The following is a 15,962-nucleotide window of genomic DNA, read 5'->3' as shown; positions in this document are numbered from 1 at the left end:
ACCGACGACGCGTATATTCGGAGCAAGGAGGTTTGTTGTGATTTACCTGTTCGCGATTCTCGTCTTGGCCGCCCTGGTCTATGTGGGCTACCGGCTGATGCGCGCGAACGCGACTCCGCGGCCCCGCACCATCGGCCCGGACGACGATCCTGATTTCCTGCGCCGACTCGGCCCTGAGAACAAGCCGCGGTAGCCGCCGGTTCAGATCAAGCTCGACGAGGCCGACCTTCCGGCTTCGGATCGCGCCGCGCGCCCGGGAAGCCCGATGCCACCACTGCCGCCAGTTCCAGCAGCGCCTCCCGCGTCTCGGGCTTCAGTCTCTCGAGGCTGATTTCGGCGCCCTCTTCGAGGTGCGGGTCGAACGGCACCTGCAAGACGGCCCGGCAGCGCCGGGTGAAGTGATCGACGACCTTGTTCATGTCGACCTTGCCGGAGCGCGGCCGCACGGCGTTGATGACCGCGATCGAATCGCGCACCAGATCTTCGTGCCCGTGGGCGTCCAACCAGTCGAGGGTGGCCGACGCGCTTCGGGCGCCGTCGACAGATCCGGAGCTGATGACGATCAACGCATCCGCTTTGGCCAGCACCGCCGCCATCGCCGAATGCATCAGGCCCGTGCCGCAGTCGGTGAGCACCAGGCTGTAGAACCGCTCGAGGACCTCGAGGGTGCGGGTGTAGTCGTCGGAGCTGAACGCCTCCGACACCGCCGGGTCGCTCTCCGACGCCAGCACCTCCAGCCGGCTCGCGCCCTGCGAGGTGTACGCGCGCACGTCGCTGTAGGCCTCGATGCCCTCGGCGTCGCGCAATAGGTGACGGACCGTCGCCGGCGTCTCCAGCGGAACCTTCTGGCTCAACGTGCCGCGGTCGGGGTTCGCGTCGACGGCGATGACGCGGTCGCCGCGGACCGACGCCAGCGTGGCACCGAGGGTCGCGGTGACGGTCGTCTTGCCGACCCCACCCTTGAGCGACAGGACGGCGATGCGGTGGCAGCCGCGCAGCGGCTGCTGCGCCTGCGCGATCAGAGAGTCACGGTGGATCACCTTCGGACTCTCGCCCACGTTGATCGACTTGAACGACGCCAAATACAGCCATTTGCGCCAGCCGACCGACGGGGCCCGCTTGCGCTGTCCGAGCAGCGCCACCGTGGACAGATCCAGATACGGCGCCGGATCCTGGGCCGGCGGTGGCGCCGCGGCCGGCGGTGTCGGTGTCGGTGTCGGCGGGACCATCAGCGGCAACCCGGTGGGCGGCGTCGGCGCGGCCCAGTCCTGCGGCGCGTCCTCCGCCGGGTTCGTAAACCGATTCTGGCCACGAAATCCCGTTGAGCCAGCGGAGTTTCTCGGTGCGCTAGCGTCCGTATCCAGCTTCTCGTCCCCTTCTAGCCAACTCCGGCGTACGAGTGCAGACCCACCGTCACGAGGTTGATGAAGAACAAATTGAAGACCATCGCGATGAAGCCGGCGACGTTGATCCACGCGGCTTTCTTGTCACGCCAGCCGGCCGTCGAGCGGGCATGGAGGTACGCGGCGTAGATCACCCATGCGATGAACGACACCGTCTCCTTGGGATCCCAGCCCCAGTAGCGACCCCACGCCTCTTCGGCCCAGATCGCGCCGAAGATGACACCGAAGCCGAACACCGGGAACGCGAAGATCGTCGTCCGGTACGCAATGCGGTCCAGCGTCTGCGCGTCAGGCAGTCGCTGGACGACGCGGGCGACGACGCCCTCTCGATCGGACTCCCCCAGCTTGGACATCTTCAGCAGGAACAGGATGCTCGCGACGCCCGCGACGAGGAAGACACCCGAGCCGAGGCTGACCACCGAAACGTGGATGGGCAGCCAGTAGGACTGCAGCGCGGGCATGACCGGAGCGGCGTTGGTGTAGAGCCAGCGGCCCGACACCGTGAGCAGGATCAGCACCGGAACCAGCACGAAAACCCACAGCGCGCGGACCTGGGGGCGGCGCAACACGATGGCCGCGGCCACCAGGCCGGAGAAGCACGTCAGGTTGATGAACTCGTACATGTTGCCCCACGGCACGCGCGAGGTGGCCATACCGCGCAGCACGATGCAGATCAGCAGCAGGGCGATGCCGAGATACGTCAGTGCCAGACCCGCTCCGCCGATCCGCTCGTCGACACTGCGCCGCGGCCGCTCGACAACGATGCCCGGTCCGCCGCCGCCGGGGCCGACACCTGCACCCACCGCCTCACGCTCGATGACCTTGCGGCTTCGGCTGTACGCCAGCTCGACGGCAAGCAGGAGCAGGGCACCGACGAGCACCACGACCGACGTGGTGAAAGCCCAGTCCGAATATTTGGCCAGGCCGATGTCGATGTGGTCGGTGTTCATGGGCGCTCGGCGTTCGTCATGCGCGATCCCGCTTCGCTTCTCGCTCGGTCATCTCGGGTTCCTCTCGCTGCGCATCGTCGGCCCCGGCTAACAGGCGCTCGGTCAACCGCTCGAACTCGTCGCCCCAACCAGAGTTGTCGGTACGGGCCAGCCCGCCCAGCTCGACGCTCACGGTACCCGGCCCACCGGGGGCGATTCGAATCCAGATCCGCCGTCGCCGCACCACGAGGGACACCAGCAGACCGGCCATCATGGTCAGCGCAAACACCAGCACCCAGATCTGGGCGGGGTCGTGTGACACCTGGACGTTGATGAACGGCACGGCACCGTCGAACCGCACGACGGTGCCGTCGTCGAGGCTGGTCGACTCGCCGACGCCGAGGTTGACCCTGGCCATCTTGGTCAGCCGGCCCTGCCCGATGAGGCGTGGGTCGAGGGTGAACAGCGATTGCGGTCTGCCGGTGTCCAGGCCGGCGTCACCCTTGTAGATGTCGATGGCGACGGCCGGGTCGTTGGGTGCGGGGAAGCTCGACGACAGCAGCGTGCCTTCGAGCAGCTCGGTCGGCGCGAACAGGCCCTGGATGGCGATCTGGTTCTTCCGCCGCTCGTCCGCGTCGGGGTAGGTGCCCGCCGGCGGGTCGAAGCGCATCGCACCCGAGGACAGCATGGTGATCTGATCGTCGGGTCGCCACTGCAGCGTCTGGGTGCGGGTCTGCCCGTCGGGGAAAGTGACGGTGAACGTCGGGGCGTAGCCGTGGCCCTGAAGATAGATCCGGTCGCCGCCGACCCGCAGCGGGTGGTTCACCTCGAGGCGGTAGGGCCGCCAGGTGTCCGAGGTCAGGTCCGCCCCGGCCTGGTAGTCGACATCCGCGGCGAACGACACAGCCTGTCCGGAGGGCAGATAGTCGGCCTGGAAGTCGTTGACCCGCAGGCAGATCGGATGCAGGGACGTGCCGTCGACGGTGTTGCCTGCGCGGAACGAGTCGAACGCCGCCGGTGACGCCGAGCAGAAACCCGGCCCACCGTCGGCAACGACGATGACGTTTCCCTCGTAGCCGAACAGCTTGCCTGCGGCCACCGCGACGAGCAGGCCGAGCAGCGAGAAGTGGAAGACGATGTTGCCGAACTCGCGCAGATAGCCCTTCTCGGCGGATATTTCGACGCTGTCGTCGCGGACGGTCGTGACTTTGCGCCACCCCCGCAGCCGGCCGGTCATCGCCGTCGCCAATGCCTGCGCCTCGCCGGTCACCGTGGCGGTGTGGTGCTTCGGCAGCCGGGCGAAGTTTCGCGGCGCCGCCACCGGGACCGCGCGCATGCTGCGGACGTGCTCGATCATCCGCGGTGTCAGGCAGCCGACGAGTGAAATGAACAGCAGCGCATAGATGGCGGTGAACCAGAAGCTGGAGAACACGTCGAACGCCTGCAGGCGGTCCAGCCACGGGCCGATCGTCGAATGCTCGGCGATGTACTCGGTGACCTTGGCCTCGTTGAGGCTGCGCTGCGGCAGCAGCGCACCCGGGATCGCCGCGAGCGCGAGCAGGAACAGCAGCACCAAAGCGGTGCCCATCGACGTCAACGTGCGCCAGGTGTTGCGTGCTAGCGCGAGCAGACGCAAAGTTGCCCTTTTTCTGCCATTTTTAGGCACTTTTACGTCTTCTCGCGCCTGGGTGTCGGTCATATCGGCAACGTCACGTCGCTGACGAACGCGTCGCGCACCCAGGACACGAAGTCGCCCCACAGTCCGGTGACCAACGCGATGCCGACGGCGATGAGCAGCACGCCGCCGAAGATCTGGATGGCACGCGCGTGTCTGCGCAGCCACGCCATGCCCTGGACGGCACGCGCGGAGCCGAATGCCAGCAGCACGAACGGGATTCCCAGTCCCATGCAGTACGCGATGACCAGTGCCACGCCCCGCCACACGTTGACGCCGTCGGTCGCCGACGCCACCGCGATGACGCCGGTCAGCGCCGGTCCCAGGCACGGCGTCCAGCCGAGCGCGAATACCGCGCCGAGCAGCGGAGCACCGGCGAGCGTGGAGAGCTGACGCGGCGCGAACCGGGTGTCGCGCTGCAAGACCGGAATGAAGCCGACGAACACCAGGCCCATGATGATGGTGATCACGCCGCCGATACGTTGCAGCAGAAGCTGATTGGTGATCAGTGTCGTCGTCATGCCCAGCACCGCGACGGTGCCGAGCACGAACACCGCGGTGAACCCGGCGACGAACAGCGCTGCGGCTCCTGCGACGCGCACCCGCGCCGTGCGGACCGCGACGCCCTTCTCCCCCGTCGAGGTGTCCGGTGCGGACCGGTCCTCCACACCCACGACGGCGGCGAGGTAGGACAGGTAGCCCGGCACCAGCGGCACCACGCACGGAGAGGCGAACGACACCAGCCCGGCGAGTGCGCTGACGAGGAAGGCCAGCAGGACCGGACCACCCGCCATCAGCTCGTCGATCTGGTCGAGACTCACGCGCCGCCCTTACCCGGCTCCGGCGTCTCGGCGGCCAGGCGCTCCACGAGCGGTTGCAGGTCCTCGGCGAGAAGTTCGCGCAGGAACACCGCGGCGACGCGGTGCTCGCGATCCAGCACCACCGTCGAGGGGATGACGGTGGTGGGGTATCTGCCACCGAACGCGATCATCGTCCGCATCGGCGGGTCGTAGATCGACGGGAACGTGATCTTGCGGTCGATGACGAAATCGACCGCGGCCTGCCGGTTGTTGTCGCGGACGTCGATGCCGAGGAACTCGACGCCCTGCGCGCGCGTCGCGTCGTACACCTGCTGCAACTGGGGCATCTCGGTCCGACACGGCCCGCACCACTGTCCCCAGATGTTGATCACGACGACCTTGCCCGCGTAGTCGTCGAGCGAGATGGTCCTGTTGGGATCCATCAGGTCGGGACCGGACAACGGGCCGGGGCGGCCGCGGCTGTCGGGCGGGTCGTAGGCGATGTCGGTCTTACCGCCGGGGGCGACGAACTCGAACGTGCCGCCCTGCGCGACGGCGTCGGTGCCGGTGGAGCAGCCGGCGAGCGCGATGCACAACGCGCCCACCAGCACCGCCACCAACGACTTCACTGCCCGGCCAGCTCCGCATAACCCCAACCGACGAAGGCATCGTCGTGGAAGTAGAAGGAGGTCAGCGAAGCCAGGTTGCACAGCCGCCGGGTCGGGAAGTGATGCAGGTTGCGCTTCGTCATGGCGCGCCGCAATGTCTCGACCGGCAGCTGGTGGCTGACGCACACCGCTTCATGACCGGCCGCCTCGAGGCGGGCCCGCTCCAGCGCCGCCGTCATCCGTTCGGCGATCTCCCGGTACGGCTCACCCCACGACGGCTGCCGCGGATTCCGCAGGTGCCACCAGTTCTTCGGATTGCGCAGCGCACCGTCGCCCGGCGATACCCGTTGGCCCTGAAAGATATTCGTCGACTCGATCAGATCGCCGTCGGTGTCGATCGGCAGATCGTGCGCGCCCGCGATCGGCGCGGCGGTCTCTTGTGCGCGCTCCAACGGCGATGCCACGACGTAGGTGATGTCGCGCTCCGCCAACCAGTCGGCGACCGCCTGCGCCTGGGCCCGACCCCGGTCCGAGAGGTGGTAGTCCGGCAGCCGGCCGTACAAGATCTTCTCCGGGTTGTGCACCTCGCCGTGGCGCATCACGTGCACTACCGTGTTCTCGGTCATACGGGCGGTGTCGCTTCCGCTGCGGCACGCGCGGCGCTCGGCAGGGCGGCGGCGATGCGGTCGAATGCGTCGTCATCCAGAGCGGCTGAGACAAACCAGGTTTCGAATGCGCTGGGCGGCGCATAGATCCCCGCGTCGAGCAGCCCGTGGAAGAAGGCGGGGAAGCGCCAGGTTTCCGACGCCCGCGCTGACGCGAAGTCGGTCACCGGCTGCTCGGTGAAGAACACGCTGAGCATGTTGCCGGCGCGCTGAACCCGGTGCGCCACACCGGCTTCGGTCAGCGCCGCGGCGAACAGTCCGTCGAGGCGGTCGGCGTTGGCGTCCAGGCTTGCGTATACGGCGTCGTCGGCCGCGCGCAGCGTGGCCAGCCCAGCGGCCATCGCCACCGGATTACCCGACAGGGTGCCTGCCTGGTAGACGGGTCCGAGCGGAGCCAGTCGTTCCATCACCTCCGCCCTTCCCCCGAACGCCGCGGCGGGCAGGCCGCCGCTCATGACCTTGCCGAACGTGAAAAGGTCCGCATCGACGGGATCGATTCCGTACCAACCTGATCGGCTGACCCGGAATCCGGTCATCACCTCGTCGGAGATCAGCAGGGCGCCGTGGTCGGCGGTGATGCGTCGCAGCGCCGCGTTGTAGCCGGGCAGCGGCGGGACTGTGCCCATGTTGCCTGGGCTGGCCTCGGTGATGACGCAGGCGATCTCGTCGCCGAACTGAGCGAAGATGTCCTCGATCGCGGCGACGTTGTTGTACGGCATGACGATCGTGTCGGCTGCAGCGGCGCCGGTGACACCGGGCGACGAGGGCAGGCCGAGCGTGGCGACACCGGACCCGGCGTCGGCGAGGAGGGCATCGCTGTGGCCGTGATAGCAGCCGGAGAACTTGATGATCTTGGCCCGGCCGGTGTATCCGCGGGCGAGCCTGATCGCGCTCATGGTGGCCTCGGTACCGGAGTTCACGAGGCGGATCCGCTCTACGGGCGCGATGCGCCCGATGATCTCCGCGGCGAGCTCGGTCTCCGACGGGGTGGGGGCACCGAACGACAGGCCGTTGGCGGCGACACGTCGGACGGCTTCGACGACGGCGGGGTGTGCGTGCCCGAGGATCATCGGTCCCCAGGAGCACACGAGGTCGACATATTTGTTGTCGTCGGCGTCGGTGAGCCAGTAGCCACTGGCCGAGGTGATGAACCGCGGGGTGCCGCCGACCGAGTTGAACGCCCGGACCGGGGAGTTCACCCCACCTGGGATGAGCGCGCATGCGTCGGTGAACAGCGCAGCGGAGGTCGCCGTCGCTGAGGAGGTGCTGCGCATGCCACCAGTCTCCCAGCCGGGCCAAATGCGTCAACTACAGGGTGTAGTGGTCAGCCCTTCGGCGTCAGCGCGAACACCGGGTGATCGGCGTCATCGGGCAGCTGGCGCCAGTACCCCTCGACGACTTTTCCCGCCAGCGGGCGGTACGCGGCGATGACGGGTGCCCGCTGCTCGACCGGAATCTCCTGGGCGGCGTACTTCCGGTCGCCGACCATGACCTCGGGTATGGCACGCACGTTCTTCACCCACTCCGCCTCGCCGCGCGTGGACACGAGGTACTTGACCCCGTCGACCTCGGGCACGACCACCGGGATCTGCTGCGGTTGCCTGCTGAGGCGCTTGGTCACGATCAGAGTTTGGCTGCCGCCGACACCGGTCGCCATCGCGATCTTGTTGAATATCGCCCGCGTGAACCACGGGGGCTTGAGGTACGCCATACCGTCCGAGTTTGATGGTCGACATGCAACTACCGCAATGGCTCGCGCGGTTCAACAGGCACGTGACCAATCCGATCCAGCGGCTGTGGGCGGGTTGGGCGCCGACGATGGGAATTCTCGAGCATGTCGGCCGCAAATCGGGAAAGCGGTACCGCACCCCGCTGACGGTGTTCTCCACCGAGGACGGTGTGGCGATCCTGCTGACGTACGGACCCGACCGGGACTGGCTCAAGAACATCACCGCGGCCGGTAGCGGCCGAATGAGGCGTTACGGCAGAAACTTTGAGGTGCGCGATCCGCTGGTCGTGCCGAAGGCCCAAGCGGCGCCGTCGGTGACAGGGTTGGGGCGGCTGGTCTTCGCGCGGCTACCGTTCGAGCAGGCCGTGCTGCTAACCAGGGTCTAGCGGCCTGCGTGCCGCGGGTCGACGCGCGCGCGGATGGGCCCCTTGGCAACCGTGGTGAACGGCACCTCGCAGGCGAAGTCCTCGTCCAGCGAGCTGACCTTCATCGCCCGGACGATGGTGGCCAGCGCCAGCGTGGTTTCCAGCCGTGCGAAATGTTCGCCGATGCAGGGGCGCCCACCGCCGAGGAACGGGAGGAACTGCCAGCGATCGCGGGTCCTGACGTTCTCTGGGCTGAACCGGTCGGGGTCGAAGTCCATCGGATTGGGCCATAACGTCGGATCGTGGTGCAGCGCATAGATGCCCACGGCGATGAGGCTGCCCGCCTGCACTCGGTATCCATTGACCGCGATATCGCGAGTCGCCAGCCGCGCGACACCCGCCGCGGGAGGACACAGCCGCAGCGCTTCGTGCAGCACCTGCACCGTGTAGCCGAGTGCGGGCACGTCGTCGGGTGTCAGCTCTCGATCGCCGATGGCCGCCGCCTCGGCGGCCACCCGGTCCTGGACGTCGGGATGGTGGCCCAGGATCCACAACGAGTACGTGAGCGCCGTCGCGGTGGTGTCGTGGCCGGCGAGCATGAAGATCAGCAGGTCATTGGAGATGTCGTCGTCCGAGATCGGTTGCCCGGTTTCCGGATCGGTCGCCGCGAGCAGAGCCTGCACCAGCGGCGCGTGCCGGGTGGGATCCGCGCGGCAGGCCCGCACCATCTCATCGGTGATCGTGCGCATTTTCCGGACCGCGGCGCTGGCCCGGCGGCGCGCCGGTGTCGGCAACCACCGCGGTGCGCGCACCGGCCGTAACGCCCGGTCGGCGGTGTAGGCGGACGCTACATGCATACAGTTTGCGATCGTGTCGGCACGTTCGTTGAGGTCGACACCCAGCACCGAACGGCCCAACGACTGCATGGCGATCTTTCGGCATTCCACGTCGAGGTCCACATCGCCGCCCGCCGGCCAGCGATCGACGAAATGCTGTGCGGCGCGGGACATGTGACCGCCGAAGTTACGGACGTTGTACTTGGTGAACACCGGTTGCAGCGCCCGCTTACGGGGGCGCCACTGTTCGTTGGGCAGCACGAACAGGCTGTCGCCCGCCATGTTCCGCACCTCGTCGTGGATGACGCACCGGTCCGACGATGCGTCGCTGCGCCCCAACACATCACGCATCGCTTCGGGCGACATCACCGCCACGATCGGCGGCATGAAGCTCTTCGGTCCGAACTGGATGCGGGTGATGGGGCCACCGGCATCGCGGATGACTTCCTGCCCGGTGTCCAGCCTGCGCACCAGCTTCACCAGCCGATGGATCGGCAGGGGATTCTTCGGCACCAACGGCAGGGTGCTGACGTCGACGGTAGAGGTCACTCCGCACTCCAAAACAGCGGTGCGCCTTCACCTTTCAGCATGACCGTTCCGGCCATGACTCTCAGCCGGTACGGGGCTAGCCGCAACGCGGCGAAATCCTCGGAAGTTGGCCCCTTCTCCCATTGCGGAATGACCCGGGGGTCATAGCCCACCGGTGCCGGAGCATTGGCGAATTTGCCCCAGACCGCGGCGCGGGTCTCGTCGTCGAGATACCACTCGACGAGGCACTCGGCGCTGCAGGTGTCCTGGCTCGGGGTCCAGTAGTTCAGCGACATCTGCGGATGCACGGCAAGGTGCGCCTTCTTCACCGGACTCGGCACCGTCGCGACCCAGCCGAACAGGTCGGTGCCGTCCCACTCCCAGATCGGGTGGAGCACCCGGCTGCGCGGATGGCCGTTGGCATCGACGGTGGCGGCGGAGGCCCACACGATCGAATGGGCCATCTCGATGAACGCGGGCGCGATCTTCTCGAGAGAGGTCACGCCGGAACTCTAACGCGGTCTACGTTTTGTCCTGCTTGTTGCTCTCGTCGCTGAACTTCGGGTTCCCGTCGTCGTCGATCCACTCGTTCACCGCGGTACCCGACACTGCGCCGTCGGTCCCGGGCATCACGACCGTCTCCTGCTCCTCCTCGTAGTCCTTGCGCATCTCCTTGGCTTTTTCTTTGTGCTCGTCGGTGACCTCCGGCTTCTCGGTGGGTTCCGGCGGATCGGGCGCGTCGACGACCTGATGGTGTTCGTCGGTTTTCGGTTCGGACTCGCGGCGCTCTCGTGTGCTCTGTAGCTCGTCAGTGCCCTGCTGTTCAGTACTCATGCCACTGTTTGCCCGGTGGTGTGATCCATCAAACAGTGGGGGCGCTAACCAGCGAGAACGGTGCGCAGCGCGGCAGGAAGGCTGGGGAGGAAGTGCTGCGTGGCGAACGCCCGGATGTCGTCAGCGCTGTCCAGCGGTTGTGCGCTGGGCAGGAGCAGCGCCATCGCCGCATACCGCAGAATCGTGTCGGCGAATTCGTTGACGGCCCGCTCACCGATCCGCTGGGCGAAGCCGGCCGGGAAGATGACCCGCAACGCCTCGGCCATTCGGACGATCGCGGCACCGTGGTGCTGAGCCGCCAGTTCGAGGACCAGCGCCGGCTCGTCCCTGATCATGCGGTCGAGGACGCGGTGCCTGCGAAACTTCAGGATCGCGAGGGTGAATGCCTCGACGTAATAGTTCGCCTGCGGGCCCGCCTGTTTCAGCTCGTTGGCGATGTCGGCGAACAGCGTCACGTTCTCGCGTTCGATGACGGCCGCGACCAACTCGTCCTTGTTGCGGAACCGCCGGTAGATGGTCGTGCGGCTGACCTTGGCGCGCCGTGCGACATCGTCGATCGCAACCCGGCGGAATCCGTGTTGTTCGAACTCGACGACGGCGGCGTCGAGGATCGCTTCCGTCGTGGGGTCAGGCCCTGGCATAGCCGGTCTGGGCGAACGTGTTGTAGCGCAACCGCATTGGCAGATGATCCCACAGCCAGTTCACCGCCCGGGTGCGCCACAGCGCGGCGAAGCGCTGGTATCGGCGTTCTTGGCGCTCACTCCACGGCAGCCCGAGCAGGTCCCTGGTCCGCGGCGGCATGCCGCCGGTGGTGAGGAACGCGGCCACGGGGTTGAAGACGGGCGCGATCAGCCGCCACAGCACCGGCGAGACTCCTTTGGGGCGCGGGAAGCCCTTGGTGACATAGCCGACGCCGTACTTGGCGGTCGGATGTGCGACGACGATCTCGTCGATCATCCGGTTCCAATACCGCTCGAACTCGTCGTAGTCGGCGGGCATCGGCCGCTCGCTCACGCCGTAGCGGCGATACCACGTCTTGGACTCGAGGTAGATCTGTTCCTTCTCCGCACGGGTCAATCGCTTGACGAACGTATCGGCGAAGTAGAGCACCTGCTCGACGAATGTGGCGTGCGCCCAGAAGTACGTGTCCGGATCCAGCGCGTGGTAGCGGGAGCCGTCCGGCATCTCGCCCTTGATGTTGGTGTGAAAGTCGCGGACCCGGGTCCCCTCGTTGTCGTCGTCGGCACCATAGACCGTCATGAAGATCGGTGGCAGCGACCGCTTGACCCGGGCGGCGGTGTCGGCGAAGAACACCGAATGGTCCAGCACGCCCTGGCCGAGTTCGGCGAGCATGTTCTGCAGGACGGCGGGCCGAGGCCCGATCAGGTACATCCGATTGTCGCCGAAATACCGCCAGACCAGCGAGTCCGGACCCAATGGCAGGGCGTCGAGCGTCTGTTCGGCATTCTCGGCCAAATCGGTCATGTGCACAGTGTTACAAATTTCGAACTTTGTACCAACCGCTGCGGGTGTGATGCCCGTCGCACTTGAATGCGTCCGCAGGCATATCGTCGGAAGCCTCTGCTTTCGACAATCAAGGAGCGCCGGTGGCAAAGCGTCTGAGTCCGCAGGACATGATCTTCCTGTACGGCGAAACTCCCAGCTCGATGATGCACGTCGCCGCGCTGATGCCATTCACCCCGCCGGCCGACGCGCCGGCCAATTATCTGCGCCAGATGTTCGAGGAAACTCGGGACCTCGACGTCGTCGAACCCTGGAATCTCAAGCTGTCCCATCCGCGCATGCTGTTTCGGCCGGACCAGTCGTGGGTCGTAGACGAGAAGTTCGATATCGACTACCACGTCCGCCGGTCGGCGCTCGCGAGTCCCGGCGACGAGCGCGAACTGGGCATCCTGGTCTCCCGGCTGCACAGCCAGAACATCGACTTCACCCGGCCGCCGTGGGAATTGCACTTCATCGAAGGGCTCGAGGGCGGGCGGTTCGCGATCTACATGAAGATCCACCACTCGTTGGTGGACGGGTACACGGGGAACAAGATCCTCGAGCGAAGCATGTCGACCGACCCGACGCTGCGGGATCAGCCGCTGTTCTTCAACGTCGGCCCGCCGTCGAAGAAGCGCTCGAAGGCACCTGCGCCGGCCCGCAATCCCATAATGAGTCTGGTCGGCGGCTTGCTGGGCGGCGCCGTCGGCGGCGCTCAGTCGGTGGTCAACGTCGGAAAGGCGTTGTACAACACTCAAATCCGCAGCGACGACGAGTATGGGCACATCACCAACTCGTTCCAGGCGCCGCATTCGATCCTGAACAAGCACATCAGTCGCAATCGCCGGTTCGCCACCCAGGTATACCCGTTCGAGCGCCTCAAGAGCATCGGCAGCAAGCACGACGCCACCGTCAACGATGTCGCGCTCACGATCATCGGCGGGGGACTCCGCGCGTTTCTCGATCAACTCGGGGAATTGCCCGCCAAACCCTTGGTCGCATTTCTGCCGGTCAACATCCGACCCAAGGACGACGTCGGCGGTGGTAACGCGGTGGGGACGATCTTGACCACGATGGGCACCGACATCGACGACCCGGTCGAAAGGCTGCACGCGATCACCGCGGCGACGCGCGCGGCGAAGGGTCAGCTGCAGAACATGTCACAGTCCGAGGTGCTGGCCTACACCGCGGCGTTGATGGCGCCGACGGCATTGCAGCTCGCCAGTGCGATGACGGGCGTCAGGGGACCGTTGCCCTTCACATTCAACCTGTGCGTCAGCAACGTTCCCGGGCCGCGAGAAACCTTGTATCTCAACGGAAGCCGTCTGGAAGCCACCTATCCGGTTTCGATTCCGATGCACGGTATGGCGCTCAACATCACGCTGGAGAGCTACGCCGACACTTTGAACTTCGGATTCATCGGATGCCGGGACGCCCTGCCACACCTGCAGCGCCTCGCGGTGTACACCGGTGACGCGCTTGACGAATTGGACAAGCTGGCCTGAGCGAATGTCGCTCACACAGGGACTGCGGCTGCACTCTCGGCTCGAGCGCGATGGACGCGGCGCCACCCCGCGACCCCCAGCACGGCAAGCACGCCCGCGACGGTCGCCAGCAGCAGAGCCAAACTCAGCAGGGGCGCACTGTAAACCGCCGACGTGGTCATCGGCTCACCCTCGATGATCGGGGGCACTTCGACCGTCGTGACCGCGGCCAGCCAGCTGAGCACACAGCCGACGGCCGCAGCGGCTGCCAACACCAGTTGGACGACAGCGCGCCCCGTCACGGCCTAGGCTCCGGCGGGATGCGTTCCTCGACCAGTCGGATCAGTTCGGTCCGCAACCGCTGATGCTTGCGTGCCCATGCCTGGGCACCGCGGTCGTTGGTCAGCTTGAGGCCGATGCCCTTACGTCCACGTGGCACCCCGGTGAGTTCGCCGAGTGCGCGCGACGACTGCCATTTCGGCGTTTCAGCGCCGGTGGCCTCGGGATAGATCCGCACGATGTCGTCGATGCTGATGCGTTCTTCGCCCTGGCGCAGATGATCCGGTGTCAGTTCCACGGAGGTGTGGATCCGGGCCGCCTTGATCTGGATCCACAAGAACCCGGTCACGAGGACGAAGAAGATGCCCGGCACCAGCCATTGGATGCCGTAGCCGGCCGAGAGTTGGATCAGCGCCATGGAGATGCCCGCGACGGGGCCGGCCAGGATCCACCACCACGTGGCACCCGGCTCGTAGAACAGGACCTGGGGCGGCGAACCGGTGTCCGTCACGTGGGCTCGTCTTTCTGGTCGAGTGCGAACCACTCCAGTGCGGGTGGCCGCATCATCAGGACGGCGCCGACCATGGTCAGAATCATGATGAGCAACCAGATCGGCCCGCGGCTGTACAGCGCAAAGAGCGCGAGAACCACCACAACCGCCAGCGACAGTGCGATGGCCGCGCGCCGGAACCGCTCGTCGCCCAGGCGGGCCCGGCCGGCCAGAAATCCCAGGCCAAGGCCCGATGCGGCGAACAGCGCCCCCATGCCGCGGAACAGCGAGGGGATGGCGTCCGGCGAGAATGCGAGCAGCAGCCCGAATGCCACCAGCAGCACCGCGCCGGCCGCCCAGCACCAGAACCCGGCGGACACGACACGCGGTCGCGACTGTTGAGCTGTCATGGTCGGGCCAGCGTAACGCTTCACCGCGTGAAGAACGCGTGGGCGTTCTTGCGGTGCAACAGGAACACCCCGCCCGCGATCAGGACCGATCCCAGGATGCCGCTGACCGCGTAGACCATCGCCGCGACGGTGGGCCGGACCGTGAAGAGGTTCGTCGCGACGTACACGACCGTCGCGACCCCACCGCCGGTCAGCACCGTGCGAGCCCATCGGTAGCCGTGGCGCATCAGGATCTGGAAGGTCAGCACGACCGCCGCCAGCACGACGACGAAAAGTATCGACAGCACCAACACCGCAGTGGGCAACCGATCATTAGGGGTGGCGACCATGTCGATGATGTGGCCGACCAACAGCAGCGGTAGAGAGGCCACCCACAGCCAGAATCCGGTGTCGACGTCCACCGGCCGGCCGGAGGGCTCGACCGGAGGCGTCACGCCAGCCAGGCGGCGACGTCGGCCGCCCAGTACGTCAGCACGATGTCGGCGCCTGCCCTGCGGATGCCGGTCAACGTCTCCAGCGCGACGGTCTGCGGGTCGATCCAGCCCTTCTCGGCCGCGGCGCAGATCATCGCGTATTCGCCGGACACCTGGTAGGCGGCCACCGGCACCGGCGAGATGTCGGCGACCGCGCGGACCACGTCGAGGTAGGCCATCGCGGGCTTGACCATCACGATGTCGGCTCCCTCGTCGATGTCGAGGTCCACCTCGTGCAGCGCTTCGCGGGCGTTGCCCGGCTCCTGCTGATAGGTGCGCCTGTCGCCTTGCAGGCTCGAGGACACCGCCTCCCGGAACGGACCGTAGAAGCCCGAAGCGAATTTGGCAGCGTAGGCCAGGATCACGGTGTCGATGTGGCCGGCCGCGTCCAGACCGGCGCGGATGGCCCCCACCTGCCCATCCATCATGCCACTGGGGCTGACCACGTGCGCACCTGAATCAGCCTGTGCCACAGCAAGTTCGACGTAGCGCCGATTGGTCGCGTCGTTGTCGACCCTGCCGGTGGCGTCGAGGACACCACAGTGACCGTGATCGGTGAACTCGTCGAGGCAGGTGTCGGCCATCAGCACCGTGTCCTCGCCGAGGTCCTTCGCCAGATCCCGCAGCGCCACGTTGAGAATGCCGTCCGCCGAAACCCCGACCGACCCGCCGGCATCCTTGTCCTCGTCGCGCGGCACACCGAACAGCATCAGACCGCCGACGCCCGCGGCGACCGCCTCGGCGGCGGCGCGGCGCAACGAGTCACGGGTGTGCTGTACGACGCCGGGCATGGACGCGATGGGCCGCGATTCCGAAATCCCGTCGGCAACGAACATCGGCAGCACCAGATGCCTTGGCTCCAAAGAGGTTTGCGCGACCAGCCGACGCAGCGCAGGTGTCGACCGGAGCCGACGGGGACGGTGACTCGGATAGGACATGCAAGGCCACCTT

The 15,962-nt window shown here is 66.8% G+C and carries 21 protein-coding genes; 3 read left to right on the top strand and 18 right to left on the bottom strand.

The features are described from left to right. The first annotated feature begins 37 nt into the window (after positions 1-37). Positions 38-193, top strand: a complete 156-nt coding sequence (locus G6N36_RS29450; RefSeq protein WP_165799741.1) for a hypothetical protein — start codon at positions 38-40, stop codon at positions 191-193. Between the two features lie 13 nt (positions 194-206). On the opposite strand, the gene G6N36_RS24660 is transcribed toward G6N36_RS29450, so the two are convergent. From G6N36_RS24660 to G6N36_RS24625, 8 genes are read right to left on the bottom strand one after another with little or no spacing between them, the layout of a single operon-like run. Next, positions 207-1,364, bottom strand: a complete 1,158-nt coding sequence (locus G6N36_RS24660) for a MinD/ParA family ATP-binding protein (RefSeq protein WP_163690882.1) — start codon at positions 1,362-1,364, stop codon at positions 207-209. Positions 1,365-1,378: 14 nt separating this feature from the next. After that, positions 1,379-2,353, bottom strand: coding sequence for a c-type cytochrome biogenesis protein CcsB (gene ccsB, locus G6N36_RS24655; RefSeq protein ID WP_163689378.1), 975 nt, complete (start codon positions 2,351-2,353; stop codon positions 1,379-1,381). Positions 2,354-2,369: 16 nt separating this feature from the next. Next, positions 2,370-4,031 (bottom strand): cytochrome c biogenesis protein ResB, encoded by a 1,662-nt coding sequence (gene resB / locus G6N36_RS24650; protein ID WP_179964863.1) that lies wholly within the window; start codon positions 4,029-4,031, stop codon positions 2,370-2,372. Continuing rightward, positions 4,028-4,828, bottom strand: coding sequence for a cytochrome c biogenesis CcdA family protein (locus G6N36_RS24645; protein ID WP_179964862.1), 801 nt, complete (start codon positions 4,826-4,828; stop codon positions 4,028-4,030). The genes resB and G6N36_RS24645 overlap by 4 nt, the downstream gene beginning before the upstream one ends. Next, positions 4,825-5,436, bottom strand: coding sequence for a TlpA disulfide reductase family protein (locus tag G6N36_RS24640; protein ID WP_163689376.1), 612 nt, complete (start codon positions 5,434-5,436; stop codon positions 4,825-4,827). The genes G6N36_RS24645 and G6N36_RS24640 overlap by 4 nt, the downstream gene beginning before the upstream one ends. Continuing rightward, positions 5,433-6,041 carry a histidine phosphatase family protein gene (locus G6N36_RS24635; protein WP_163689375.1) on the bottom strand — a complete coding sequence of 203 codons (609 nt, stop codon included), beginning with the start codon at positions 6,039-6,041 and terminating at the stop codon, positions 5,433-5,435. Before G6N36_RS24635 ends, G6N36_RS24640 begins: the two co-directional genes overlap by 4 nt. Then, a complete protein-coding gene (hemL, locus tag G6N36_RS24630; RefSeq protein ID WP_163689374.1) occupies positions 6,038-7,354 on the bottom strand; it encodes a glutamate-1-semialdehyde 2,1-aminomutase in 1,317 nt (438 codons plus the stop codon). The genes G6N36_RS24635 and hemL overlap by 4 nt, the downstream gene beginning before the upstream one ends. Positions 7,355-7,404: 50 nt before the next feature. Continuing rightward, the gene (locus G6N36_RS24625) at positions 7,405-7,791 is read right to left on the bottom strand and encodes a PNPOx family protein (protein ID WP_163689373.1); all 387 of its coding nucleotides are present in this window, start codon (positions 7,789-7,791) and stop codon (positions 7,405-7,407) included. A 23-nt stretch (positions 7,792-7,814) separates the two neighbouring features. Between G6N36_RS24625 and G6N36_RS24620 the strand changes: the two genes are divergently transcribed. Continuing rightward, on the top strand, positions 7,815-8,195 hold the full coding sequence (locus G6N36_RS24620) for a nitroreductase family deazaflavin-dependent oxidoreductase (RefSeq protein ID WP_163690880.1): 381 nt from the start codon (positions 7,815-7,817) through the stop codon (positions 8,193-8,195). On the opposite strand, the gene G6N36_RS24615 is transcribed toward G6N36_RS24620, so the two are convergent. The 5 genes from G6N36_RS24615 to G6N36_RS24595 are packed head-to-tail and all read right to left on the bottom strand — an operon-like array spanning position 8,192 to position 11,857. Continuing rightward, positions 8,192-9,559 carry a cytochrome P450 gene (locus tag G6N36_RS24615; RefSeq protein WP_163689372.1) on the bottom strand — a complete coding sequence of 456 codons (1,368 nt, stop codon included), beginning with the start codon at positions 9,557-9,559 and terminating at the stop codon, positions 8,192-8,194. The two genes, G6N36_RS24620 and G6N36_RS24615, sit on opposite strands and share 4 nt — an antisense overlap. Then, the gene (locus tag G6N36_RS24610; RefSeq protein ID WP_163689371.1) at positions 9,556-10,041 is read right to left on the bottom strand and encodes a pyridoxamine 5'-phosphate oxidase family protein; all 486 of its coding nucleotides are present in this window, start codon (positions 10,039-10,041) and stop codon (positions 9,556-9,558) included. The genes G6N36_RS24615 and G6N36_RS24610 overlap by 4 nt, the downstream gene beginning before the upstream one ends. A 19-nt stretch (positions 10,042-10,060) precedes the next feature. Further along, positions 10,061-10,372, bottom strand: a complete 312-nt coding sequence (locus G6N36_RS24605) for a hypothetical protein (protein ID WP_163689370.1) — start codon at positions 10,370-10,372, stop codon at positions 10,061-10,063. 44 nt (positions 10,373-10,416) lie between these two features. Next, positions 10,417-11,013 (bottom strand): TetR/AcrR family transcriptional regulator, encoded by a 597-nt coding sequence (locus G6N36_RS24600; protein WP_163689369.1) that lies wholly within the window; start codon positions 11,011-11,013, stop codon positions 10,417-10,419. After that, positions 11,000-11,857 (bottom strand): oxygenase MpaB family protein, encoded by an 858-nt coding sequence (locus G6N36_RS24595; protein ID WP_163689368.1) that lies wholly within the window; start codon positions 11,855-11,857, stop codon positions 11,000-11,002. The genes G6N36_RS24600 and G6N36_RS24595 overlap by 14 nt, the downstream gene beginning before the upstream one ends. Before the next feature lie 122 nt (positions 11,858-11,979). Here G6N36_RS24595 and G6N36_RS24590 point away from each other — a divergent pair, with 122 nt between their 5' ends. Next, entirely contained in the window at positions 11,980-13,380 is a 1,401-nt protein-coding gene (locus tag G6N36_RS24590; protein ID WP_264001248.1) for a WS/DGAT/MGAT family O-acyltransferase, read from the top strand. An 11-nt stretch (positions 13,381-13,391) separates the two neighbouring features. Here G6N36_RS24590 and G6N36_RS24585 read toward each other — a convergent pair whose 3' ends face one another. Genes G6N36_RS24585 through hemB form a run of 5 tightly spaced genes read right to left on the bottom strand, consistent with a single transcriptional unit; the run spans position 13,392 to position 15,949 of the window. Continuing rightward, a complete protein-coding gene (locus tag G6N36_RS24585) occupies positions 13,392-13,661 on the bottom strand; it encodes a hypothetical protein (protein ID WP_163689367.1) in 270 nt (89 codons plus the stop codon). Next, entirely contained in the window at positions 13,658-14,149 is a 492-nt protein-coding gene (locus G6N36_RS24580) for a transport-regulating membrane protein Mce1N (protein WP_163689366.1), read from the bottom strand. The genes G6N36_RS24585 and G6N36_RS24580 overlap by 4 nt, the downstream gene beginning before the upstream one ends. Next, positions 14,146-14,538 carry a hypothetical protein gene (locus G6N36_RS24575; RefSeq protein ID WP_163689365.1) on the bottom strand — a complete coding sequence of 131 codons (393 nt, stop codon included), beginning with the start codon at positions 14,536-14,538 and terminating at the stop codon, positions 14,146-14,148. The genes G6N36_RS24580 and G6N36_RS24575 overlap by 4 nt, the downstream gene beginning before the upstream one ends. Before the next feature lie 20 nt (positions 14,539-14,558). Then, positions 14,559-14,972, bottom strand: coding sequence for a hypothetical protein (locus G6N36_RS24570; RefSeq protein WP_163689364.1), 414 nt, complete (start codon positions 14,970-14,972; stop codon positions 14,559-14,561). Next, on the bottom strand, positions 14,969-15,949 hold the full coding sequence (gene hemB, locus G6N36_RS24565; protein ID WP_163689363.1) for a porphobilinogen synthase: 981 nt from the start codon (positions 15,947-15,949) through the stop codon (positions 14,969-14,971). Before hemB ends, G6N36_RS24570 begins: the two co-directional genes overlap by 4 nt. Between the last annotated feature and the right edge of the window lie 13 nt (positions 15,950-15,962).

The organism is Mycolicibacterium gadium (genome assembly GCF_010728925.1).
GTDB classification, from domain to species: domain Bacteria; phylum Actinomycetota; class Actinomycetes; order Mycobacteriales; family Mycobacteriaceae; genus Mycobacterium; species Mycobacterium gadium.
Note: the sequence above shows the minus strand (reverse complement) of the source record. Positions and strands in the feature narration are given on the sequence as shown.